The organism is Stenotrophomonas sp. 364, assembly GCF_009832905.1.
Classification (GTDB): Bacteria; Pseudomonadota; Gammaproteobacteria; order Xanthomonadales; family Xanthomonadaceae; genus Stenotrophomonas; species Stenotrophomonas maltophilia_AP.
Genome location: NZ_CP047135.1, coordinates 4,305,283 through 4,329,211, shown reverse-complemented (window position 1 = coordinate 4,329,211; position 23,929 = coordinate 4,305,283). Strand labels below are relative to the sequence as shown.

Sequence of the window (23,929 nt, the reverse complement as noted above, 5' to 3'; positions counted from 1 at the left end):
GCCCCGGCCGCTCGCGCCTTCTGCGTTTCAGGCCTGTCATGTGAGCGAATGTCGGCCGCGTTGGCACTGCCGCGCACGCGTGTGGACGGACCAGTCCGGCGAGGTGTCGGCATCGACCGGGTGAAAAACGACGTAGCCGATGTTCTGCGCGATTTTAACGGGGCCTTCACCGTCATTCTGAAACAGCCCCGCCGATTTCGCATGCTCGCAATGGCCCGTTATGCTGTCCCCATGCAGCCAAAGAATTACGCCCTTCCCCTGATGTTCCTGTCGCTGGTCACCGCCTCGGTGGCACACGCACGCGGGACCATCGACAAGGTGGAAATCAAAGGACTGGACAAGGGCGACGACGCCGAGATGATCGAGAACATCGAGGTCTCGCTGTCGCTGTACGACACCATCGGCAAGCCCCAGGGCGAGTCGCGGCTGGAGTATCTGTTGTCCCAGGCCGAGCGCCAGACCCGTGAAGCCCTGGAGCCGTTCGGCTACTACAACCCGGTGATCAAGGTGGACAGCCCGCGCGAGGGCGAGAACCTGCGCGTGGTGATCCAGGTCGACAAGGGCCCGCCCACGCTGGTCCGGCGCGAGCACATCGACATCACCGGGCCGGCGCAGCTGGACCAGTACCTGCAGGAAGACCTGGAGAAGTTCAAGCCGCGCAAGGGGCAGCGTTTCGAACACACCCAGTACGAAGCCAGCAAGATCACCGTGACCCGGCGGCTGGCCGAACGCGGCTACTTCGATGCCGACTACACCCAGCGCCAGGTGCAGGTCACCCGCGCCGAGAATGCCGCCGACATCGACCTGACCTGGGACAGCGGCCGCCGCTACAACATGGGCGACATCCGCTTCCACCAGGATTACTTCGTCGACACGCTGTTCGACCCGCTGGTGTACTGGGAAAAGGGCAGCTATTTCCACGAAGGCAAGCTGGACCGCCTGCGCGAATCGCTGACCAAGCTGGACTACTTCAGCGTGATCGACATCCAGCCACGCCCGGACCAGGCCGATGCCAACGGTGATGTGCCGGTGGACGTCAACCTGACCCGCGCCAAGCGCTCGATCTACACCGCCGGTCTGAGCTACGGCAGCGAGAGCGGCGCCGGTGTGCGCGGTGGTCTGGAGCGGCGGTTCCTGAACAGCCGCGGCCACAAGATGAATACCCAGCTGGACTATGCGCAGAAGCGCAAGAGTCTGGTCACCAGTTACCGCATTCCGGCCTTCACCTGGCTGGATGGCTGGTATGCCTTCACCGCCAGTGCCTACGATGAGCAGACCGACTACATCGACCTGCGCAACTTCAAGCTGTCGGCCAGCCGCAGCGGTGAAATCAACGAACACTGGACGGCGATCGCCTCGATCAACGCGCTCCGCGAGCGCTGGCGCTACGCGTCGGGCACCGAGTTCAACGATGCGCTCTACAACACCTCGACCCTGGTCTACCCGCAGCTGGTGGCCGACTACGTCAACGTGGACGACGAGCTGTTCCCGCGCAGCGGCATCAGCGGCAGCGCGACGCTGCGCGGTGGCGTGGAAGGCGTGGGTTCGGACACCAGTTTCGTGCAGGCCAACATGGTGCTGCGCTGGTACGTGCCGATCGGCGACAGCGACCGCCTGATCCTGCGCGGCGAAGGCGGCACCACCTGGACCAGCGACCTGGTGGCGATGCCGCCCAGCCTGCGCTTCTTCGCCGGTGGCGACCGCAGCATCCGCGGCTACGCGTTCCGCGAAGTCGGGCCGCGTACGCCGGCGCCGGACAAGTTCGCGCTGGGTGCCAAGAACCTGGTGGTCGGCTCGGCCGAGTATGAGCATTACTTCAAGGGCGGCCCGTGGGGTGCGGCGGTCTTCGTCGACACCGGCAGCGCGTTCGACAACACCATCGACCTGCATACCGGTGTGGGCTTTGGCGTGCGCTGGAAATCCCCGGTGGGTCCGGTGCGCGTGGATGTCGCGCACGGTCTGAACAACCCGGACTCGCAGTTCCAGCTGTACCTGAACATCGGAGCGGACCTGTGAGCACGCCGACCCCGTCCGCACCCGCCACGCCGCCGCCGCGCGTGCGCTTCTACCGCAAGCGCCGCTTCTGGGCGTGGTCGGGCTTCACCGTGCTGGGCCTGGTGCTGCTGGCGCTGCTGCTGGTGTACTGGCTGCTGCAGACCGTGGCCGGTCGCGACGTGCTGCTGGCCCAGGTGGTGGCGCGGCTGCCCGTGGGCGCCACGCTGACCTGGAGCAAGGTCGATGGCCCCGTTGCCGGGCCCTTGGTGCTGCACGACCTGGATTTCCGTTACGACGACATCCACTTCACCGCCGAGCGCGCCTATCTCGATCCGGACATCCGCCCGCTGCTCGGCCGCAAGCTGCAGCTGGACGCGCTGCAGCTCAAGAACGCCTCGCTGAACCTGGCCAAGAGCGATGAGCCGTTCGAACTGCCGTCGTGGCCGGACTCGCTGCCGCAGATTGAAATGCCGCTGGCGATCCAGGCCGACACCATCATCATCGATGGCTTCCGCATCACCCAGGCGCAGCAGCCGCTGATCGCCATCGACACGCTGCGCGGCGGGGTGGAAATCGCCAACGGCGAATTCCGCGCCAGCCAGCTCAAGATCGACAGCGACCTGGGCTACTTCCGCGTGGACGGGCGCTACCTGCCACGCAGCGACTACGACACCGACATCACCATCGGCGCGCGCCTGCCGGCGCCGCTGGGGCGCACGCCCGCGCGGCTGGGCCTGGTGGCACGCGGCGACCTGGGCCATATGGAAGTGGCGGTGGCCGGCAACGCGCCGGCGCCGCTGCAGGCCAGCGTGGTGTTCGACGGCCGCACCGACCCGGTGTGGACGGCCAGCGCACGTACCCGTGAGCTGGATCTGTCGCTGCTGGTACCGGGCATGGATGCCGGCACCAGCACGCCGATGGCGCTGGACTTCAAGGCCGACGGCAAGGGCGGCCAAGCCAATCTGCAAGGCAGCTTCAAGCAGGGCGACATCGCGGTGGAACTGGCACCGTCCAAGGTGGGCCTGGCCGACCAGGTGCTGACCGTGGCGCCGCTGCAGGTCAAAGCCTTCGGTGGCCAGGCGCGCCTGCAGGGCAAGGCGGATTTCACCGACAAGGAGAACGCCAGCCTGCGCTTCTCGATCGTGGCCAACGACCTGACCTTCGTGCCGGCCGCCGACACCACCACCGCCGGTGCCGCCGCGCCGGTGCCGGTGACGCTCAAAGAGGCGCGGATGGGCCTGGCCGGTACGCTCAAGAACTGGGCGGCGGTGGGCAATGCCTCGGTGGAGCGCGAAAAGCAGACCGCCGACCTGACCTTCGATGTGCGCGGCAACGACCAGGCCGCGTCGATCAAGCAGCTGCTGGCCAGTACCCCGGGCGGGTCGCTGGACGTGACCGGCCAGGTGGCCTGGGCGCCGCAGCTGGACTGGGACGTGGCCGCCAAGCTGGCCGGGTTCGACCCGGGCTATTTCGCACCGGGCTGGGATGGCAAGCTGTCCGGCGCGCTGGCCTCCAAGGGGCGGCAGTTGCCGCCGCCGGCCGGCAGCCCCGCCGGTACCGCAGGCGCGTATGAAGCCACCGTGGACGTGCCTGGCATCAAGGGCATGCTGCGCAAGCGCACGGTGGATGCACAGGGCAAGTTCGCGCTGCGCGGTACGCAGGGCGAGGGCAACGTGAAACTGGCGGTGGGCAACAGCCGCCTGACCGCGAAGGGCGCGGTGGGCGACCGGCTGGATATCGACGCGCAGCTGGAGCCGGTGAACCTGGACGACCTGCTGCCGGGCAGTACCGGCAGCCTGCGCGGCCACGTGCTGGTGAAGGGGCCGCGCACCGCGCCGGACATCAGTGCCGACCTGGTGGGCAACGGCCTGCGCTGGAATGACTGGAGCGCCGAGGCGATCAGCATCAAGGGCCGCCTGCCGTGGCAGGGCGACAGCGGCACGCTGGCGGTGCAGGGCCGCAAGGTGCAGGTGGGCATGCTGCTGGACACGCTGAACGTGGATGCGCGCGGCAGCCTGTCCAACCTGCGCCTGGATGCGCAGACCAGGAACGAGCTTGGCGCTGTCGCCCTGAGCGGCGGCGTGCGCCAGCAGGGCCAGGCGTGGCGTGGCGACCTGACCGCGCTGCGCATCGCCCCGATGAAGGGCGATGCGTGGAGCCTGCGGGCGCCGGCCACCTTCAGCGTGCAGGGCAGCACCTTCACCCTGAGCGATGCGTGCCTGGGCGCGGCTACCGGTGGGGCGCTGTGCGCCAGCGCCAACTGGCCGCGCGAAGGCCTGCTGGTGCGCGGTGATGCACTGCCGCTGGCGCTGGTGCAGCCGTGGCTGCCGCCGCAGTCGGGGCGTCGCATGTACCTGCGCGGCGAACTGACCCTGGATGGCCGCATCCGCCCGCGTGGCAACGCCTTTGAAGGCAACTTCAAGGTGGCCTCGATGGAGGGCGGCATCCGCCTGGGCGACAACGCGCGCGGTGAACTGGTGCGCTACGACCACTTCTCCGCCGACGTGGAAATGACCCAGGCGCAGATCAACGCCAAGCTCGGTGTCGGTTTCCAGGGCGACGGCTTCGTGGACGCCAAGGTGCAGACCGGGTGGGATGCCAATGCGCCGCTCACCGGCGAGCTGTACATGAACATCGCGCGGCTGTACTGGCTGGAGCTGTTCTCGCCGGACATCGTGCGCCCGACCGGCCTGATCGAAGGCCACGTCAGCCTGCGCGGCACGCGCGGCACCCCGTCGCTGGGTGGCGAGGCCACGCTGAGCAAGTTCAAGGGCGAATTCCCGGCGCTGGGACTGACCTTCGACGAGGGCAAGGGCAGCTTCACCGCACAGCCCGATGGTTCGGCCAAGATCACCGCGCAGGCCAATTCGGGCCAGGGCACGCTGTTCGTCGATGGCGGGCTGTCGTGGTTCGGTGATGCACAGCCGTTGCAGCTGCACATCCACGGCGAGAACGTGCTGCTGGCCAATACCCCCGAACTGCGGGTGATCGCCAACCCCAACCTTGACTTCACCCTGGCCGGCACCGCCATGCAGCTGCGTGGCAGCGTGCACGTGCCCGAGGCCGACCTCGACCTGGAACGCCTGGACCGCGGCACCTCGGTGTCCGAGGACGTGGTGGTGCTGGACCCGGTGGATCCGGAAGAAACCCCGACCTCGCCGCTGGACATGGACCTCACCGTCAGCCTGGGCGACAAGGTCAAGATGAGCGGCTTCGGCCTGAAGGGCGCGCTGGGCGGCAAGATGCAGGTGTGGTCGCGGCCGGGCCGCGAAATGACCGCCAACGGCGGGCTGGAGGTCAGCGGGCGCTACAAGGCCTATGGCCAGGACCTGACCATCACCCGCGGCAACCTCAGCTGGAACTACAACGCGGTGGCCGATCCGCGCATCAACATCCGCGCCGAACGCACCATCGGCGACGTGGTGGCCGGTATCGACGTCACCGGCCGCGCGCAGTCGCCGCGGGTGGATGTGTGGTCGACCCCGGCGATGTCGCAGTCCGAGGCGCTGGCCTACCTGGTGCTGGGACGCAGCCTGACCGGGGCCAGCAGCGACCAGGCCCAGCAGGTCAACGCGGCCTCGGCGGCGATCTCGGCCGGCAGCGGCCTGCTGGCCTCGCAGCTGGGTGCCAAGCTGGGCCTGGACGATGCCGGGGTGAGCCAGTCGCGCGCGCTGGGGGGCTCGGTGATCGGCGTCGGCAAGTACATCTCGCCCAAGCTGTATGTCGGCTACGGCGTGTCGCTGGTCGGCAGCGGCTCGGTGCTGACCCTGAAGTACCTGCTGCGGCGCGGCTTCGACGTGGAAGTGGAATCGAGCACTGTGGAAAACCGGGGGTCGTTGAACTGGCGGCGCGAAAAGTAGCCTGGCATGACCGCGCGTGCGCGGTCATGCCAGGCTGGGGGCCGCAGCGGGGTCGGGGCTACCGGTCCCGCTGGCGGCGCCAGCGCAGCTGGTCCCGGTGGCTGAACAGGTCGGCGGCCCAGTAGCCGATGGCCGTCATCAGCCCCAGGAACACCGTGGCCATGCCCACGACCCGGCCGATCAGGGTGAATACGCCCGAGGGCACCAGCTGGCCACGGCGCGTGTGATAGCGCCACTGCGCCAGGCCCGTCGCCACCCAGGTCAGCCACCAACAGCCGACGATGCCCCAGAAGGGATCCTGCAGCCGATTGATGGTCAGCCACCAGAGGCCGAAGGTCGCGCCGATCAGCAGGGGCAGGGCCAGAATACGCAACCACGGCAGCGCAACCGGTGCATCTTCCGGCGCCCCCTGCCAGGCATGCACGAAGCGGTAGGCGGTGCGGGCGGCAAGGAAGATCACCGGGGCCAACAGGGTGCCCAGCACCGCCAGGGGGGCGCGCAGGCGGCTGTCCACGTCGGCGAGTATCCAATCCACCACATCGCTGCCGGCCCACACCGCCCCGCATAGGCACAGCGCCAGCAATCCCCCTACCGCGACGCCGCGCAGCAGCCGGGCCTGCAGGGCAACGCGACTGAATTCATCGGTCATGGCCGACCAGAAGGTGGTCTGGCCGGCGTCGATGCCCATCGGCAGCGGAACGCCGGGGTGGCAGCCCAGCACCGCCATGAGGGCGGCCACGTGTTCGGTCCGCGACGGCAGCAGCGCCGACAGCAGGTTACGCAGGGGTGTACGTGGCTGTTGCAGCAGCGTCAGCCGCGCCGTGGTTTCTTCGGGGGTGAGCCAACCGCGGATGCGGCCGGTGAGCAAGGCGGTCAGGGCCCGGCGCTGGGCCGGTTGCAGCATCCACGCCTGGTCGGCCCGCTCCCGCCGCCACTGCAGCTCGCGCGGGTCCAGCCCGCTGGCGATGTCGTCCCAGCCGAACGCGCGATACAGCGCATCCACGTTGTACTGCGACATCGGCGCGCGTTCGTCGCGCAGGGCCTTGAGCACCTCGGCGGCGATGTCATCGCGGGTGTCCAGCGACCAGCTGTGTGCCTGGGTCCTGAGCCATGCCGGGAAGTCTTCCGGGGGACAGCTGGCCGCGGCGTGCAGCAGCGCATTCGCAGCTTCTGTCGGCAGCGGCTGGGCTGGCACGGGCAGGTCCACCCGATGGGCGGCGGCAGGGACGGCGGCCATCGGTGCGGCAACCGTGGCCACCGCGGGCGCGGCCTGCCCGGGCGCACTGCTGCCCTCCGCATCGGCCCAGTTGCTGTCCGGGTCGTCGTTGTCGGCCGAGGCGCGGCATCGCGCCAGTGCGTGCTGGTAAGCGTCGTGCAGCTGCTGGAATGCCGTCGCATCCTCGTCCGGGCGGGTCTGCTTGAGCGCGCGCGCATAGGCACGCTTGACCGCGCGTTCGTCGCCATCCGCCGCCAGTGCCCACAGCTCGGCGGCGATGCTCATGCCATGATTTCCAGGTCGTCCATGGCGGTGGCAAAACGCTGGCGATCCTGTTCGATCAGGGCCAGGTCCTGGCTTTCCAGCCGGCTGCGGAACTGCGCGATCCACTCCTGCAGGGTCGACCGCAGCGCGACGTGTTCTTCGTACAGCCGTTCGGCGCGGGTCAACAGGGCCAGGTTCTGCTGCTGCTCGCGCGGATGGATCTTCAGTGCGTCAAGCTTTGCCAGGCGCTCACGGATCTGTGCGTCGTCGAGCAGGCCGGGGTTCTGTTCGATCAGCAGTTCATGCCGCTGGCCGGTGGCCGACTCAGTCACCTCCACCTGCAGCAGGCCGTTGATATCGTAGGTGAAGCGCACGCGTACCCCGGCGCTCCCCTTCCCGGCGGTGAGCGGTACGTTGATTTCGCCCAGCTTGATGTTCTTGTCCACCATCGGGCTCTCGCCCTGGTAGATGTCGATGCGCACCTGCTTCTGCTCGTCCTGCATGGGGAAGAACTCGTCCTCCCGGCTCACCGGCACCACTGCGTTGCGCGGAATGATGGGATGGAAGTAGCCGGTCTGGACCTGATGGCCCACCCGGTGGGCGACCTGCGTGCCCAGGGTGTAGGGGCACACGTCGGTGAGCACCACTTCCTCCAGCGACGCATCGCGGCTTTTCAGGCCGGCCGCCACGGTGGCGCCCAGCGCGATGGCCTGGTCGGGATGGATGTGGCGCAGCGGCAGGCGGCCGAACATGCGGGTGACCAGCCGGGCCACCATCGGCATGCGTACCGCACCGCCCACCAGCACGATGTCGTCCAGGTCGGCCGGCTTGAGCCGCGCATCGCGCATGGCGCGTTCGATCGGCGCGCGCATCCGCTGCAGCAGCGGCTCGGCAAGCTGGGCGAACTCGGCTTCCTCCAGCTGCCAGCGCAGGTCCTCACCGCCCAGCCGGAGCTGCAGCTGGGCGCTGCGTTCGTCGGTCAGGTCGCGCTTGAACTGCTCCAGGCGATGGCGCACCACCGCTGCATCGGCGGCCGCGACGCGGCGCGGGTCGATCCCGTGGCGCGAGTAGAAGGCCTTGACCAGCAACGTGAGGAAATCCTCGCCGCCCAGGTAGTTGTCTCCGGCGGTGGCATGGACTTCCACCACGCCATCGAACAGCTCCAGGATCGAGACGTCGAAGGTGCCGCCGCCCAGGTCGAGCACCAGCACCCGGCCCTCGCCTGCACGGTCGCGAAGGCCATAGGCCAGTGCGGCGGCCGTGGGCTCGTTGATCAGGCGCTCCACGCGGATGCCGGCCAGTTCGCCGGCCGCCCGGGTGGCCTTGCGCTGGGCGTCGGTAAAGTAGGCCGGCACGCTGATCACCGCTTCGCGCACTTTCTCGCCCAACGCGGCCTCCGCGTCGGCCAGCAGCGAGCGCAGCACCAGCGCGGACAGCTCTTCGGGACGGAACCGGCGTTCGCCCAGGCGCCTTTCGTGGGCGGTGCCCATCAGACGCTTGAAGGTGGCCACGCTGAGCCCCGGATGGGTGACCAGCCGGTCCTGGGCCGGTTTGCCCACCAGCACGGTGTCGCCGTCGAGGCTGACCACCGACGGTGTCAGCAGGTCGCCGTGTGCGTTGGGAAACAGTTCCCCCCCGGTGGCATGGTGCACCCCGATCAGCGAGTGCGTGGTGCCCAGATCGATTCCTACGATCATCTGCAATCCCCTTTGCGAAGCGCCGATTCTAGCCAGCCTCCGCGCATCCTGACCATCGGCCGTTGCCCCTGCCGGGCGCAGCGGCTATGGTCCCGGGCTGTTCTGACGTACCGGAAGTGCTCATGTCGCCACGCAAACCCCTGACTGCCGCCCTGGCCCTTGGCCTGACCCTCGCCGCCGGCGCCCACGCCGATGAAGGCATGTGGATGCCGACCCAGCTGCCGGACCTGGCCAAGCCGTTGAAGGCGGCCGGCTTCAAGGGCAACCCGACCGACCTGGCCAACGTCACCGCGCCGCCGCTGAGCGCGGTGGTGCGTGCCGGTGGCGGTACCGGTTCGTTCGTTTCCGCCGACGGCCTGCTGCTCACCAACCACCACGTGGCGATGGGCGTGATCCAGTACAACAGCTCGCCCGAGCACAACCTGATCGACAACGGCTTCATCGCCCAGGGCCGCAGCGACGAGCGCGCGGCCAACCCGGATTTCCGCGTGCTGGTCACCACCGGCTTCGACAAGGTGACCGACGAGGTGCTGCGCGACGCGCGTGGCAAGACCGGGCGCGCCTATTTCGATGCGGTCGACCGCGCCAGCAAGCAGCTGGTGGCCGACTGCGAGAAGGAAGGCAACGTGCGCTGCAGCGTGGCCGACATGTACTACGGCACCGACTTCTACCGCATCCGCCAGCTGGAGCTGAGCGACGTGCGGCTGGTGTACGCGCCGCCGCGTGCGATCGGCAATTACGGCGATGAGATCGACAACTTCATGTGGCCACGCCACACCGGTGACTTCACCCTGCTGCGTGCCTATGTGGGCAAGGACGGCAAGCCGGCCCCGTACAGTCCGGACAACGTGCCCTACCAGCCGCCGGCGCACCTGAAGATGGCCATCGACGGGCCGAAGACGGGCGATTACGCGATGCTGGCCGGCTACCCGGGCATCACCTACCGGCACCGCACCGCCGCCGAATTCGCCAGCCAGATCGACGCGGTGCTGCCGCGCCGGGTGGCGGTGTTCCAGCAGATGATCGACACCATCGAAGCGGCCACCGCCAAGGATGCGCAGGCGCGGACCCGTTACGCCTCGCAGCTGCAGTCGCTGAAGAACAACCGCAAGCGCGCCGCCGGCGAGCTGGAAGGCCTGCTGCGCAGCGATGCCAAGGCCCAGCGCGCCAGCGATGAAGGCGCGATGCTGAAGGCTACCGACGCCCGTTTCCAGGGCGACATCCAAGCGCTGCTGGGCTCGTTGTCGCAGGGCGCGTCGGTGGGTGAACGCGACCTGCTGCTGGACCTGCTGTCGGCGCAGAGCCAGTTGCTGCGTTCGGCGTTGACCCTGGAGCGCCTGCGCATTGAATCGGCCAAGCCCGACGCCGAGCGCGAGAGCGGCTACCAGCAGCGCGACCTGGCGCTGATCGAAGGCACCTTGAAGCAGGTGCAGCGTCGCTATTCGCCCGAGGTGGAAAAGGCGCTGCTGACCACGCTGCTGACCCGCTACCAGCAGCTGCCCGAGGCACAGCGCGTGCCCGAGTTCGACGCGGCCTTCGGACGCACCCCGGCAGCGCTGGCCAAGGCGCTGGACGGGCTGTACGCCAGCACCGCGCTGGGTGACGAAGCCCAGCGCCTGTCGCGGTTTGCCGCGGCAAAGGACGGCAAGCCGCTCGCGCGCGACCCGCTGATCGACCTGGCCGGCCCGCTGGTGGCCGCGCAGCTGCGCCTGGATGACCAGAGCAAGGCACGCGCCGGTGAACAGCTGCGCCTGCGCCCGGCCTACATGCAGGCGCTGTTTGCCTGGCGCGCCAAACAGGGGCGCGCGGTGTACCCCGATGCCAACCGCACGCTGCGCATCAGCTACGGCAAGGTGGAAGCGCTGTCGCCGCGCGATGCGGTGCATTTCGACCCGGTGACCACCGTGGCCGGCATCGTCGAGAAGAACACCAACGCCTACCCGTTCGATGCGCCCAAGCCGCTGCTGGCCGCGATCGCCAAGGGCGACTTCGGCTCCACCGCCGACCCGGTGCTGAAGACCCAGACGGTCAACTTCCTGACCAACCTGGACACCACCGGCGGCAACTCCGGCTCGCCGGTGCTCAACGCCAAGGGCGAGCTGATCGGGCTGAACTTCGACAGCAACTGGGAATCGGTGAGTGCCAGCTGGTGGTTCGACCCGCGCTACAAGCGCGCCGTGCACGTGGACATGCGCTACCTGCGCTGGTTGCTGGCCAAGGTGTACCCGGCACCCGAGCTGCTGAAGGAAATGGGCGTTCCGGCGGAATGACCCGCGGCGGTCACGGCCAATGGTCGTGACCTACCGGTGGGGCGCGGGCGTGATCGGTCCGGCGGGGCGATGGGCGTCACCGCCCCGGTGGGTGCCGGCGGCGATGTTTCCATCACGACCAATGGTCGTGATCTACTGCTGTTTACCCTGACGGAATCACCCCGTGGTCTCCAGCTGGATCCTGCTGTTGGTATCGGTGGCCTATGCCGCGCTGTTGTTCGGCGTGGCGTGGTGGGGCGACCGTCGCCCGATGTACCCCAACCGGCCGTGGCTGCGGCCGGTGGTCTACAGCCTGGCGCTGGCGGTGTACTGCTCGTCGTGGACCTTCTACGGGGCGGTGGGCACGGCGGTGCGCAACGGCATCGGCTACCTGCCGATCTACCTGGGCCCGCTGCTGCTGTGGCTGTTCGGCTGGCGCATCATCGAGCGCCTGGCGCTGATCGCGCGCAGCCAGAACGTGGTGTCCATCGCCGACTTCATCTCCTCGCGGTTCGGGCGCTCGCGGCGGCTGGCCGCGCTGGTGGCGGTGATCGCGCTGATCGGCATCGTGCCGTACCTGGCGTTGCAGTACAAAGCCGTGGCGATGAGCCTGCAGGTGCTCACCGGCAATGTCGGGCCCACCGGCTTCTTCACTGATCCGGCGCTGTACGTGGCGCTGCTGATGGCGCTGTTTGCCACCTTGTTCGGCACCCGCCAGGTGGATGCCACCGAGCATCACCACGGCATGATGCTGGCCATCGCGCTGGAGTCGCTGATCAAGCTGATCGCGATGGTGGCGCTGGGGTTGTTCGCCTACCTGTGGCTCAACGACCGCACCGACGCGGTGCTGCAGTCGGCGCATACGCTGTTTGCCGGGTTGCCGCCGGTCGGGTTCATCTCGCAGACCCTGCTCAGCTTCCTGGCCATCATCTGCCTGCCGCGCCAGTTCCACGTGGCCGTGGTGGAGTGCGGTAACGTGCGCGACATCCGCCGCGCGCGCTGGATGTTCGGTGCGTATCTGGTGATCATCTCGGCGATGGTGATCCCGATCGCCACCGCCGGCGTGACCCTGTTCGGCACCGGCGGCAGCGTCGCCGACGACAGCATGGTGCTGGCCCTGCCGCTGGCCGAGGGCCGCAAGTTCCTGGCGCTGGTGGCCTACGTGGGCGGCTTCTCGGCGGCCACCGGCATGGTCATCGTGGCCTCCATCGCGCTGGCCACCATGGTCAGCAACGACCTGGTGATGCCGGTGCTGCTGCGCCGCAGTGGCGACCACCAGGAAGCGGCCGACGTGGCCTCGCGGGTGCTGTGGATCCGGCGCACCGCCATCCTGCTGCTGGCGCTGGCCGCCTACAGCTACTACCGCGGCAGCAGCAATGACAGCACGCTGGCCTCGTACGGGTTGATGGCGTTCGCGGCGGTGGCGCAGTTCGCGCCCGGGCTGATCGGCGGCCTGTACTGGCGCGGAGCCAGTCGCCGGGGCGTGGAAGTGGGCATGCTGCTCGGCTTTGCCACCTGGGTGTACACGCTGCTGCTGCCGGCGCTGACCCATGCCGGCTGGATGGACGCGGCGTGGCTGGTGCAGGGGCCGTTCGGCATCGACTGGCTGCGGCCACAGCGTCTGTTCGGCATGAGCGGCTGGGACCCGCTGACCCATGGCACGTTCTGGTCGCTGCTGGTCAATGCCGCGGCGATGCTGCTGGTGTCGGTGCGCTGGCGCCCGGGCGTGGACGAACGCCTGCGTGCGGCGCCGTTCCTGGACCCGTATGCACAGCGGCCGTCGGTGGCCGGGGCGTGGCCGGGCCATGTGCACGTGGAGGACCTGCTGGCCCTGGCCTCGCGCGTGGTCGGCGACCGCCATGCCCGGCGCTCGTTCTTCGAGCAGGCCCAGTCGATGGGCCGCGAGCTGCAGGCGTCCGCGCCGGCCGACCGGGCCTGGGTGCAGTTCACCGAGCGCCTGCTGGCCGCCTCGATCGGCGCGGCCTCGGCGCGGCTGCTGCTGACCAGCCTGCTGCGGGGTTCGGGCATGGACCTGGGCGAAGTGGTGGCGGTGCTGGACGAAGCCGGCCAGGAGCTGCGCTTCAACCGCGAGATCCTGTCCACCACGCTGGAGAACATCAGCGCCGGGGTCAGCGTGGTCGACCCGGACATGCGCCTGACCGCGTGGAACCGCCGCTACCAGCAGATGTTCGGCTACCCCGACGGCATGCTCTACGTGGGCCGCCCGGTGGCCGACCTGATCCGCTACAACGCCGAACGCGGCGAGCTGGGCGAGGGCGACATCGACGTGCAGATCAACCGCCGCATCGGCTACATGCGCGCCGGGTCGCCGCACATCTTCGAGCGCACCCGCAGCGACGGCAAGGTGATCGAAATGCGTGGCCAGGCACTGCCCGGCGGCGGCTATGTCACCAGCTACAACGACATCACCGATTACAAGCACGCCGAAAAAGCGCTGCTGGAAGCCAACGAAACCCTGGAACAGCGCGTGGCCGAGCGCTCGCACGAGGCCGAGGTGGCGCAGCAGTCCAAGACGCGCTTCCTGGCGGCGATCAGCCACGACGTGCTGCAGCCGCTGAACGCGGCGCGACTGTTCGCCTCCGCGCTGCGCGAGAGCCACCACAACAACGAAGAGCAGCGCCACCTGGCCGAGCGCGTGGATGCCTCGCTGCGCGCCGCCGAGGAGCTGCTGGACGGCCTGCTGGACGTGTCGCGGCTGGACGCGGGCGGGCTGCACCCGGTGATCGGCGATTTCGACGTGAGCGTGCTGATGCGCGAGCTGGCCGCGCAGTACTCGCCGGTGGCGGCAGGACGCGGACTGCGCCTGGACCTGTTCGCGCGCCCGGCGTGGATCCGCAGCGACCGCCGGCTGCTGCGCCGGGTGCTGCAGAACTTCCTGGCCAACGCGTTGCGCTACACGCGGCAGGGCCGGATCGTGCTGGCGGTGCGCCACCGGGGCAACGAAGTGGAACTGCAGGTCTGGGATACCGGGCCGGGCATTCCCGAGCACCACATGCAGCAGATCTTCGACGAGTTCCACCGCTACCAGCAGCCCTTCGACTGGGGCGAGCAGGGGCTGGGGCTGGGCCTGTCGATCTGCCAGCGCATCTCGCGCCTGCTCGACCATCGGCTCAACGCGCGCAGCCGGGTGGGTACCGGCAGCATGTTCTCGATCATGCTGCCCAAGGTGCAGGCACCGGTGCTGCCGATGTCCGCGGCCGCATCGCCGACGCCGATCCCCACCCGCACCGATTCACTGGCGGGCATGCGGGTGTTGTGCGTGGACAACGACCAGGAAATCCTGGACGGCATGCGCGCGCTGCTCGGACGGTGGGGAGTGGAGGTGATCACCGCCAGCACCGTGGACCAGGCGCTGGAGAAGGTGCACCTGCATCCGGACGTGATGCTGGTGGATTACCACCTGCACGACCGGCTGGATGGCCTGGACACGCTGGTGGCGCTGCGCGACAAGGCAGGGCGTGCGATTCCCGGTGCGTTGCTGACCGCCGACGGGCGCGACGAGTTGAAGCGGATGGCGCGCGAGCGCGGCTACCGGTTGCTGACCAAGCCGATCAAGCCGGCCTCGCTGCGCGCCTTCCTGGCCGCCTTCCACGCGCCGCGCGGGGACATGTAGCCGCGCGGCGGTGGGGCACGGCGCATCAGCCCATGGCGCCGCTGAGGTGTTCGTACAGGATGGTCGAGCCGATGATGATCAGAATCAGGCCGCCGATGATCTCGGCGCGCTTGCCGACCATGTTGCCCAGCACGCGGCCGAGCATGACCCCGGCGGTGACCATGGTGAAGGTGCACAGGCCGATCACCAGCGCCATCACGCCGATGTGGACATCCAGGAAGGCCAGGCCGATGCCGACCGCCATCGCATCGATGCTGGTGGCAAAGCCGGTGACCGCCAGGCGCCAGAAGCCGTGGTGTTTGCTGGTGTCTTCGTCCTCGGCACCGTCATCGGGGCGGATGCCGTTGATGATCATGTGCACGCCCAGCGCACCGAGCAGGCCGAAGGCGATCCAGTGATCAAACGCTTCGACGTACTGCAGGGCGGCACGGCCCAGCAACCAGCCGATCACCGGCGTGATGCCTTCGATGACACCGAAAATGAGGCCGGCGCGCAGCGCATCGGGGAAGCGTGGCTTGCGCATGGCCGCGCCTTTGCCGATCGCCGCAGCGAAGGCATCGGTGGACATGGCAAAGCCGATCAACAGGATCGAGATGGGGGACATTGGGGTACACGGCAGGTCGGGCGATTGCGAGCAACGGACCGCGAACGCGCCCAACCTGTCGTTGCGCACGCGGACCGCTGGTCTCGCCAACCACGATGGCTACCCGCACCACGGCGCACTGGCCGAGTATGTTGATGCGGGCGATTCCTGCAGCAGGAATCCGGCTACTCCCCAAGGGGACGCGAAGCTTAGCACCGGGTCCGCCGGATCGAGCATTTGCCGGCAATTGCGCAGGCAACGCTGTCATTCATAGCCCCGGCTATACGCCCGGGGGGGCAGAGCCGACGGTTGGTCGGCGGCCTCTCATCGCAGAGCCAGACGTCGCTGGGTTACCCGTATCTGCTTCGGCGTGCGGTGCGTTGTCTGGCCGTCGGCCCCGCACCCGCTCTTTGTGACCGCATTTTCAGTAGCGCTCGGCGACCACGGCATGGGCCTGTCTTACGTGCGGGCCGGTGCGGCGGTGCCTACGCGACGCAAGTGGCTGCAAGCTACCGGCCCACGTGGACGCTGGAAGCAGTTGGCCTCAATTGCAACCATTCCGATTGCCGGTCCTGCCCACAGTGCGGTACATCATGGCGAGGATTCCCACTGCAGACCGCCACCATGCCCATTCCGCGCGCTGCGGCCAGTCCATCGCCCCTTCCCACCTGTCCGCCCGCGTTGCCGCCCTCGCGCAGCGTTACTCGTCAACTCCCGACTCTCCATCTGGGCGCACGCATCAGCGGCATTGCCAACGTGGCGGTGGAGACCCCGCAGGCCCGAGTGGTCGCCCTTGCCACCGGTGGCCTGACCGGGTGTTTGATGTCTATCGCCAATGCGACCGCGCCGCTGACCGGCGCGATTGTCGGGGCGTGCCTGGGTGAAGCCTACCTGCGCATCGCCCGCCACGACGCCGAACGTGAACGGGCGCATCAGCAGCGCTGGGACATGCTGCACTCCACCGCCGCGCTTCGTGATCTGGCGCTGAAATTCGGTCTGGACCACGCCGATGCCGCACGCGTGCGCACCATCCACGACCATCTGCACGGCCTTATGGAGCAGATGATCGACGATTACCGCGCGCACGCGGCCAGCGTAGGCCTGCCGGTGGGGCCGGCGCTGGAAACAGGCCTGAAGGCGTTCTTCATGGAGGCTTGCGTGGACCGCCCGCCCTGCGTGATCACCTGCAAGGAAACCGGTCACCGGTACATCGCGGCCGTAGCGCCGAGCCAACTGGAGCGGCTGCAGCGCGAAATCAATGGAGAGGGGCGGCCACCGGGCGCGGTCCTGCGTAATCTGCGTACCACGTTCTTCCACGTGGACCCGGCCGGCCCGGATCCAGGTGTCTGCGGTCAGACGGTGGATCGCCACGGCGGCCAATGGCAGCTGCGACCCGCACGCCCCGTGCCGCTGACCGCGAAGGACGCTGCGCCCACCCGGTCGGTCGCCGACACCGCACTGCCGTCGCAGGACTGGATGCGTCAGCCGGCGCCGGTGGTGCAAGTGCGCCATCGCCGCCTGCCGACGGGGCGAGAGGCTGGACCGACGACGATGCCCACCCTTGGCGCCTCTGGGCGCGCCAAACGTGCGCAGCCGGTCGATGTCCAGCGCGGCGCTACCCTGAAGGAACAATGCGCGCGCCTGCCGCCGGACAGCAGCACGCTCAAACGCATCGAGCGGGTCGAACAGGATCTCGCCGCGGGCAGAATCCAGGGGCATGTGGTGAAGCAGGACGGGCACGTCTTCATCGCCACCGACGCCAACATCGAGGGGCTGTCAGGACGCTCGCGCTGGCGTCTTCTGTGCCGTCAGGTCGAGTCGGGCTACGAACTGGTGGGGATTGCCGATTACCACGACACGCCCTTCCGTTGGTGGACTGGCTGATCGCGTCGGATGCGTTGCCTGCGAACGCCCGCCCCTCACTCCTCTTCCGGCGGCAACACGATCGGTTCGTCGTCGATGGCCAGCTTGCCGGCCATCAGCACCGCCTGGGTGCGGTTGGTGACACCCAGCTTGCGCAGGATGGCGGTGACGTGGGCCTTGATCGTTGCCTCGGACACGTTGAGGTCATAGGCGATCTGCTTGTTGAGCCGGCCGGCGCCCAGCATCTGCAGCACGCGGAACTGCTGCGGGGTGAGTTCGCGCAGGCGTTGGCCGATTTCGCGTTCCTCGCGCCCGGTCGGCGGCACGTTGTGCGCCTCCGGCGGGGCCCAGGTTTCACCATCGAGGATGGTGCCCAGCGCATGGCCTATCGTGTCCGAATCGGCGGACTTGGGAATGAAGCCGAACGCGCCATGGTCCAGCGCACGCCGCATCACGGTGGGCTCTTCGCGCGCGGACACCACCACCACCGGCAGCTGCGGGTGCAGGGCGCGCATGTGCACCAGCGCGTTGAAGCCCTGCGCACCGGGCATGTTGAGGTCCATCAGGACCAGGTCGGCGTCGGTGTGCTGGTCGGCCAGCTGGTACAGCGCTTCCACGCTGTCGGCTTCGAACAGCTGCACGCCGGGAATGACGCGTTGCACGGCCCCGCGAAGGGCTTCGCGGAACAACGGGTGGTCGTCGGCAATCAGGAGGGTTGTCATGGTGGGGGCCATGTTGCGAAAGGGGTGACACGACGTAACGGAACGAGTGCATCGAGATGACAACCCCCTGAGTCAGGGGGCGGGTGAGGGTGAGAAGGGGCCCACGGTCCGCTTGCGAACCGTGGGAACGACAGCGCCCATGCGATGTGGCGACCCTTACTTCACCTTGCGCTCTTCCACCAGCGACGCCACCACCGACGGATCGGCCAGGGTCGAGGTGTCGCCCAGCTGGTCCGGCGCGTTCTCGGCGATCTTGCGCAGGATGCGGCGCATGATCTTGCCCGAGCGCGTCTTCGGCAGGCCGGGCGCCCATTGCAGGTGGTCGGGCGCGGCGATCGGGCCGATCTCCTTGCGCACCCAGGCGATCAGTTCCTTATGCAGTTCATCGCTCGGTGTTTCTTCAGCGATCAGGGTGACATAGGCGTAGATGCCCTGGCCCTTGATGTCGTGCGGGAAGCCGACCACGGCCGCCTCGGCCACCTTCGGGTGCGAGACCAGCGCGCTCTCCACTTCGGCGGTGCCGATGCGGTGGCCGGACACGTTGATCACATCGTCCACGCGGCCGGTGATCCAGTAGTAGCCGTCTTCATCGCGACGGCAGCCGTCGCCGGTGAAGTAGCTGCCCGGGTAGGTGCGGAAATACGTGTCGATGAAGCGCTGGTGGTCGCCGTACACGCTGCGCATCTGGCCCGGCCACGAATCGCGGATGATCAGGTTGCCTTCGGTGGGGCCGTCCTGGATCTCGCCCTCTGCATTGACCAGCGCCGGCTGCACGCCGAAGAAGGGCAGGGTGGCCGACCCCGGCTTGAGGTCCACCGCACCGGGCAGCGGCGAAATCAGGATGCCGCCGGTTTCGGTCTGCCACCAGGTATCCACGATCGGGCAGCGGCTGTCGCCCACCACCTCGTAGTACCAGCGCCAGGCTTCGGGATTGATCGGCTCGCCGACACTGCCCAGCAGGCGCAGCGATGCACGCGAGGTGCGCTTCACCGGCGCTTCGCCCTCCCGCATCAACGCGCGGATGGCGGTGGGCGCGGTGTAGAAGATGGTCACCTGGTGCTTGTCGATCACCTCCCAGAACCGCGAGGTGTTCGGGAAGTTCGGCACGCCTTCGAACATCAGCGAGGTGGCGCCGTTGGCCAGCGGCCCGTACACGATGTAGCTGTGGCCGGTGACCCAGCCGACGTCGGCGGTGCACCAGTAGATGTCGTCCTCGCGCAGGTCGAACACCGCTTCATGGGTGTAGGACGCATACAGCAGGTAGCCGGCGGTGGTGTGCAGCACGCCCTTGGGCTTGCCGGTCGACCCGGAGGTGTAAAGGATGAACAGCGGGTCTTCGGCGTTCATCCGCTCCGGTTCGCACTGCGCCGGCTGCGCGTCCACCACGTCATGGAACCAGCGGTCGCGCGGGGCCTGCATGTCCACCGCGCCGCCGGTGTGGCGCACCACCAGCACGGTCTCCACGGTGGTGGTGCCGGGGAGCTTCAGCGCCGCATCCACGTTGGCCTTGAGCGGAATTCTGCGGCCACCGCGCAAGCCTTCGTCGGCCGTGATGATCAGCTTGCTGGCGCAGTCGATCACGCGGTCGGCGATCGAGTTCGGCGCAAAGCCGCCAAACACCACCGAATGCACCGCGCCGATGCGCGCACAGGCGAGCATGGCCACCGCGGCGTCGACGATCATCGGCAGGTAGATGGTGACCCGGTCGCCCTTCTGCACGCCCAGGTTGCGCAGTGCATTGCCCAGCCGGCACACGCGCTCGTACAGCTCGCGGTAGGTCACGCCCTGCGACGGTGCATCCGGGCTGTCCGGTTCGAACAGCAGCGCCACCTTGTCGCCGCGCTGCGCGAGCTGGCGGTCCAGGCAGTTGACGCTGGCGTTGAGCTCGCCGTCCTCGAACCATTTGATGCGGAAATCGTCGAGGTTGTAGCTGACGTTCTTGATCGTGGTCGGCGTCTTGAACCATTCCAGGCGCTGCGCGGCCTTGCCCCAGAAAGCATCCGGGTGCTCGATCGATTCACGGTAGAGCGTTTCGTACGTGTTCTTGTCAATGCGCGCCTTGGCGGAAAAATCCGCCTTGACGGGGTAAAGATCGGCCATGGCACCCTCACTTGCAACAGGACTTGGGTTGTGCGATCGCAACATAAGCTGCGATCTCTCACCCTCAGTTTGCCGCATCCACCCCCCTTCGCGGTGACTGGGTGCTTAGACCATGGTCGAACGCGGCAGGAGCGTGGGGAACGGGTCAGAGTCGGGCGTGCGGTGTGGGCAGCGCGTGGCGGTCGGTGGGTGCCGGGTGTGTTTGGGCCCGTGGTGACGGGGTGCAGCGTTGTCTGTGAGTAAGAGCGTACCGACCAACGGTCGGTACCTACCCAGGTGCCTGCGGCACCTGCCGGTCGCCTGCGGCGCCCGGGTCGTGCTCGCCCGGCGGGCGAGTACGACTAATGGCCAATAGCCCCCGCAGGCGGGGCGGCCCCACTGTCGGCTCGACCGTGCCCAGCGCGGCGTTCGCATTGCCACCCGGGAGAGAGGGCAACATGAGCCACCGTTTGTTGAAGACGACACGCCGGCCGTTGGCGGCCGCCCTGTTCGTTGCATTGATCGCACCAGGCGTCGCATTCGCCGATACCGCCAAAGAGAAGGCGCTGGAAGCACGCATCGCCGAGCTGGAGCGCCAGGTGCAGATGCTGGTCAATACCAGCCAGCAGCAACAGACCCAGATCAGCCAGGCGCAGACCGACGTCACCGCAGTGAAGACCGTGCAGGCCCAGCAGCCGCTGGCGGCGCAGGTGCCGGCCGGCAAGCAGCCGATCCAGGTCACCACCATCACCCCGGGCGCCGCGCCGGGTACCACGGTCAAGATCGGTGGCTTCATCAAGGCCGACTTCCTGGCCACCCAGACCGGCGATGGCCAGTTGGCCGACGACGCCACCGGCCGCGCGCTGTACCTGCCGGGCCAGACCCCGGTGGCCGGTGCCGGCGGCAGCGGCGAGCGCTCGGACGTGGATTACAACGCCCATGCCAAGTTCTCGCGCTTCAACCTCGGCATCGACAACGTCAGCGAAGGCGGCAACAAGGCCGGCGCGTTCTTCGAGATGGACTTCTTCGGCAACTCGCTGGGCAACCAGACCGCCACCAATACCTACGGCGTGACGCTGCGCCATGCCTACATGTACTGGAACAACTGGCTGGCCGGCCAGACCTGGTCCAACTTCATGGACGCCGCGTCGCTGCCGGAAGCTGCCGACTTCGTCGGACCCACCGACGGCGTGCTGTTCGTGCGCCAGGCGCAGATCCGCTACACGCAGGGCGGCTTCAGCGTCGCGCTGGAAAACCCGGAAACCACCGTGCTCACCGGCACCCGCAACCCGATCACCGGGGCGTGGACGAACGTGTCCAGCAACTCCGACCGCGGCGCGCTGCCCGACCTGACCCTGCGTTACGGCTGGAAGGGCGATTGGGGCACCTTCGGCGTGGGCGGCGTGGTGCGCCAGCTGCAGATTGACAACCAGACCACCGGCGCCAAAGCCGACAAGATCGGCGGCGGCCTGACCCTGGGCGGCAAGTGGGTGATGGGCAGCAGCGACACGCTGCATTACCAGGTCAGTGGCGGCGAAGGCATCGCCCGCTACGTCGGCCTGGGCGTTACCGCCGACACCGCCTACGACATCGCCCGCGACGAGCTCAACCCGACCGGCGTACTGGCCGGCTACGTGGGCTGGCGCCATGCCTTCACCCCGAAGCTGCGCACCAACCTGATCTACGCGCGCAGCGACTACGACAACGACGGCAGCCTGGGTCCGCTGGTGACCAAGAGCGTGCAGAGCATCCGCGGCAACGTCTTCTACACGCCGATGCCCAAGGTCGATATCGGTGCCGAGTACATGTACGGCGTGCGCGAGATCGAGGACGGGCGCAAGGGCGACATCAACCGCCTGCAGTTCACCACGAAGTACAGCTTCTAGAAGAGTGCCGGCCCACGGTCGGCACCCAGACAATTAGAAACCACCCGACCAACACTGCGATTGCCGGCCAACGGTCGGCACTACCGAGGGGATGCTTCCCATGTCAACGACACCCGCACCAGCCACGCTTACCCAGGGACACAAGAAGGTCATCTTCGCGTCCAGCCTGGGGACGGTCTTCGAGTGGTACGACTTCTTCCTGTACGGCTCGCTCGCGGCGATCATCGCCAAGCAGTTCTTCAGTGGCGTCAACGAAACCACGGGCATGATCTTCGCCCTGCTGGCCTTCGCCGCCGGCTTCTTCGTGCGTCCGTTCGGCGCGGCGTTCTTCGGCAGCCTCGGCGACCGCATCGGTCGCAAATACACCTTCCTGGTCACGATCCTGATCATGGGCATCTCGACCTTCCTGGTCGGCGTGCTGCCCAACTACGCGTCGATCGGGTTTGCCGCGCCGGTCATCCTGATCATCCTGCGCCTGGCCCAGGGCCTGGCGATGGGCGGCGAGTACGGTGGCGCGGCGACCTACGTGGCCGAGCATGCACCGGCCAACAAGCGTGGCCTGTACACCAGCTTCATCCAGTGCACCGCGACGCTGGGCCTGTTCATGTCGCTGCTGATCATCCTGGCCTGCCGCTACTTCCTGGGCAACGAAGCCTTTGAAGCCTGGGGCTGGCGCATTCCGTTCCTGGTGTCCATCGTGCTGCTGGGCGTGTCGGTGTGGATCCGCCTGCAGCTGAGCGAGTCGCCGCTGTTCCAGCAGATGAAGGCCGAAGGCAAGGGCTCCAAGACCCCGTTCCGTGACAGCCTCAAGGGCGGCAACCTCAAGCTGATGCTGCTGGTGCTGCTGGGTGCCGCAGCCGGCCAGGCCGTGGTGTGGTACGGCGGCCAGTTCTACGCGCTGTTCTTCCTGAGCAGCATGCTCAAGGTCGATGCCACCACCTCCTACCTGCTGATCGCGGCCGCGCTTGCCCTCGGCGTGCCGTTCTTCATCTTCTTCGGTTGGCTGTCCGACCGTATCGGCCGCAAGAAGATCATCCTGGCCGGCTGCCTGCTGGCCGCCGTCACCTACATCCCGATCTTCAAGGGCCTGACCCACTTCGCCAACCCCGCCATCGAAGAAGCCCGCACCAACTCGCCGGCGCTGGTCGTGGCCGATCCGAACACCTGCTCGTTCCAGTTCGATCCGGTTGGCATGCGCAAGTTCACCAGCTCCTGCGACGTGGCCACTGCCGCGCTGACCAAGGCTGGCGTACCGTATGAAGTGAAGCCGACGGGCGCCGGCTCCCTGGCCGTCATCAACGTGGGCAGTGCCACGGTCACCTCCTACGAGGCGGCCGGGCTGACCAAGGAAGAGGGCAAGGGCAAGGCCGATGCGTTCGGGGCCGAACTGAAGACCGCGCTCACCACCGCCGGTTACCCGGCCAAGGCCGACAACGCACGCGTCAACATCCCCGGCACCATCTTCATGCTGTGGCTGCTGGTGCTGTACGTGACCATGGTCTACGGCCCGATCGCCGCCTACCTGGTCGAGCTGTTCCCGACCCGCATCCGCTACACCTCGATGTCGCTGCCGTACCACATCGGCAACGGCTGGTTCGGTGGCTTCCTGCCGGCGATTTCCTTCGCGCTGGTGGCCGGTACCGGCAACCTCTACTACGGCCTGTGGTACCCGATCATCATCGCGCTGATGACGGTCGTGGTGGGCGGCCTGTTCCTGCGCGAAACGCGTGGGGTGGATATCACCAAGTAACGGTGCGCCACACGGTATGAAAGAAGGGCCGCGATGCGAATCGCGGCCCTTTTCCGTTCCGGTCGTTCCGGCCGCTGGCCGGCTCTCCATGCGCTTTCGGAGACACGTGCGAGGTTGCCGGCCAGCGGCCG

12 protein-coding genes are annotated in these 23,929 nt (G+C 67.9%); 7 read left to right on the top strand and 5 right to left on the bottom strand.

Annotated features, from left to right (window positions below; genetic code table 11):
• Positions 1 to 231 precede the first annotated feature (231 nt).
• Together GQ674_RS19285 and GQ674_RS19280 are read left to right on the top strand one after the other, a co-directional pair.
• Positions 232 to 2,016 carry an autotransporter assembly complex family protein gene (locus GQ674_RS19285; RefSeq protein ID WP_201290185.1) on the top strand — a complete coding sequence of 595 codons (1,785 nt, stop codon included), beginning with the start codon at positions 232 to 234 and terminating at the stop codon, positions 2,014 to 2,016.
• Positions 2,013 to 5,855, top strand: a complete 3,843-nt coding sequence (locus GQ674_RS19280; protein WP_159498495.1) for a translocation/assembly module TamB domain-containing protein — start codon at positions 2,013 to 2,015, stop codon at positions 5,853 to 5,855. The genes GQ674_RS19285 and GQ674_RS19280 overlap by 4 nt, the downstream gene beginning before the upstream one ends.
• Before the next feature lie 58 nt (positions 5,856 to 5,913).
• Here GQ674_RS19280 and GQ674_RS19275 read toward each other — a convergent pair whose 3' ends face one another.
• Entirely contained in the window at positions 5,914 to 7,356 is a 1,443-nt protein-coding gene (locus GQ674_RS19275) for a hypothetical protein (protein ID WP_159498493.1), read from the bottom strand.
• On the bottom strand, positions 7,353 to 9,032 hold the full coding sequence (locus GQ674_RS19270) for a molecular chaperone HscC (RefSeq protein ID WP_159498491.1): 1,680 nt from the start codon (positions 9,030 to 9,032) through the stop codon (positions 7,353 to 7,355). The genes GQ674_RS19275 and GQ674_RS19270 overlap by 4 nt, the downstream gene beginning before the upstream one ends.
• A gap of 122 nt (positions 9,033 to 9,154) precedes the next feature.
• Here GQ674_RS19270 and GQ674_RS19265 point away from each other — a divergent pair, with 122 nt between their 5' ends.
• Together GQ674_RS19265 and GQ674_RS19260 are read left to right on the top strand one after the other, a co-directional pair.
• Positions 9,155 to 11,302, top strand: coding sequence for a S46 family peptidase (locus GQ674_RS19265; RefSeq protein ID WP_159498489.1), 2,148 nt, complete (start codon positions 9,155 to 9,157; stop codon positions 11,300 to 11,302).
• A 163-nt stretch (positions 11,303 to 11,465) separates the two neighbouring features.
• Entirely contained in the window at positions 11,466 to 14,915 is a 3,450-nt protein-coding gene (locus GQ674_RS19260; protein ID WP_159498487.1) for a PAS domain-containing hybrid sensor histidine kinase/response regulator, read from the top strand.
• A 25-nt stretch (positions 14,916 to 14,940) separates the two neighbouring features.
• On the opposite strand, the gene GQ674_RS19255 is transcribed toward GQ674_RS19260, so the two are convergent.
• Entirely contained in the window at positions 14,941 to 15,519 is a 579-nt protein-coding gene (locus GQ674_RS19255; protein ID WP_159498485.1) for a manganese efflux pump MntP family protein, read from the bottom strand.
• An 801-nt stretch (positions 15,520 to 16,320) separates the two neighbouring features.
• Here GQ674_RS19255 and GQ674_RS19250 point away from each other — a divergent pair.
• Positions 16,321 to 17,382, top strand: coding sequence for a hypothetical protein (locus GQ674_RS19250; protein ID WP_159498483.1), 1,062 nt, complete (start codon positions 16,321 to 16,323; stop codon positions 17,380 to 17,382).
• Positions 17,383 to 17,417: 35 nt separating this feature from the next.
• Here the strand turns inward: GQ674_RS19250 and GQ674_RS19245 are convergent, their stop codons facing one another.
• Positions 17,418 to 18,083: a response regulator transcription factor gene (locus GQ674_RS19245; RefSeq protein WP_159498481.1), complete on the bottom strand. Its 666-nt coding sequence runs from the start codon at positions 18,081 to 18,083 to the stop codon at positions 17,418 to 17,420.
• Positions 18,084 to 18,239: 156 nt separating this feature from the next.
• Positions 18,240 to 20,183, bottom strand: a complete 1,944-nt coding sequence (acs, locus tag GQ674_RS19240) for an acetate--CoA ligase (protein WP_159498479.1) — start codon at positions 20,181 to 20,183, stop codon at positions 18,240 to 18,242.
• A 437-nt stretch (positions 20,184 to 20,620) separates the two neighbouring features.
• Between acs and GQ674_RS19235 the strand changes: the two genes are divergently transcribed.
• Positions 20,621 to 22,048: a DcaP family trimeric outer membrane transporter gene (locus GQ674_RS19235; protein WP_159498477.1), complete on the top strand. Its 1,428-nt coding sequence runs from the start codon at positions 20,621 to 20,623 to the stop codon at positions 22,046 to 22,048.
• A 100-nt stretch (positions 22,049 to 22,148) separates the two neighbouring features.
• Complete coding sequence (locus GQ674_RS19230; protein ID WP_159498475.1) at positions 22,149 to 23,798, top strand: MFS transporter; 1,650 nt, start codon at positions 22,149 to 22,151, stop codon at positions 23,796 to 23,798.
• The last annotated feature ends 131 nt before the right edge of the window (positions 23,799 to 23,929 follow it).

What these genes read in the sequence shown, in the direction of transcription:
- GQ674_RS19285 (WP_201290185.1), top strand. Translation starts at nt 232, where the DNA reads ATGCAGCCAAAGAATTACGCCCTTCCCCTGATGTTCCTGTCGCTGGTC.
- GQ674_RS19275 (WP_159498493.1), bottom strand. Translation starts at nt 7,356, where the DNA reads ATGAGCATCGCCGCCGAGCTGTGGGCACTGGCGGCGGATGGCGACGAA.
- GQ674_RS19270 (WP_159498491.1), bottom strand. Translation starts at nt 9,032, where the DNA reads ATGATCGTAGGAATCGATCTGGGCACCACGCACTCGCTGATCGGGGTG.
- GQ674_RS19265 (WP_159498489.1), top strand. Translation starts at nt 9,155, where the DNA reads ATGTCGCCACGCAAACCCCTGACTGCCGCCCTGGCCCTTGGCCTGACC.
- GQ674_RS19255 (WP_159498485.1), bottom strand. Translation starts at nt 15,519, where the DNA reads ATGTCCCCCATCTCGATCCTGTTGATCGGCTTTGCCATGTCCACCGAT.
- GQ674_RS19250 (WP_159498483.1), top strand. Translation starts at nt 16,321, where the DNA reads ATGTCTATCGCCAATGCGACCGCGCCGCTGACCGGCGCGATTGTCGGG.
- GQ674_RS19245 (WP_159498481.1), bottom strand. Translation starts at nt 18,083, where the DNA reads ATGACAACCCTCCTGATTGCCGACGACCACCCGTTGTTCCGCGAAGCC.
- acs (WP_159498479.1), bottom strand. Translation starts at nt 20,183, where the DNA reads ATGGCCGATCTTTACCCCGTCAAGGCGGATTTTTCCGCCAAGGCGCGC.
- GQ674_RS19235 (WP_159498477.1), top strand. Translation starts at nt 20,621, where the DNA reads ATGAGCCACCGTTTGTTGAAGACGACACGCCGGCCGTTGGCGGCCGCC.
- GQ674_RS19230 (WP_159498475.1), top strand. Translation starts at nt 22,149, where the DNA reads ATGTCAACGACACCCGCACCAGCCACGCTTACCCAGGGACACAAGAAG.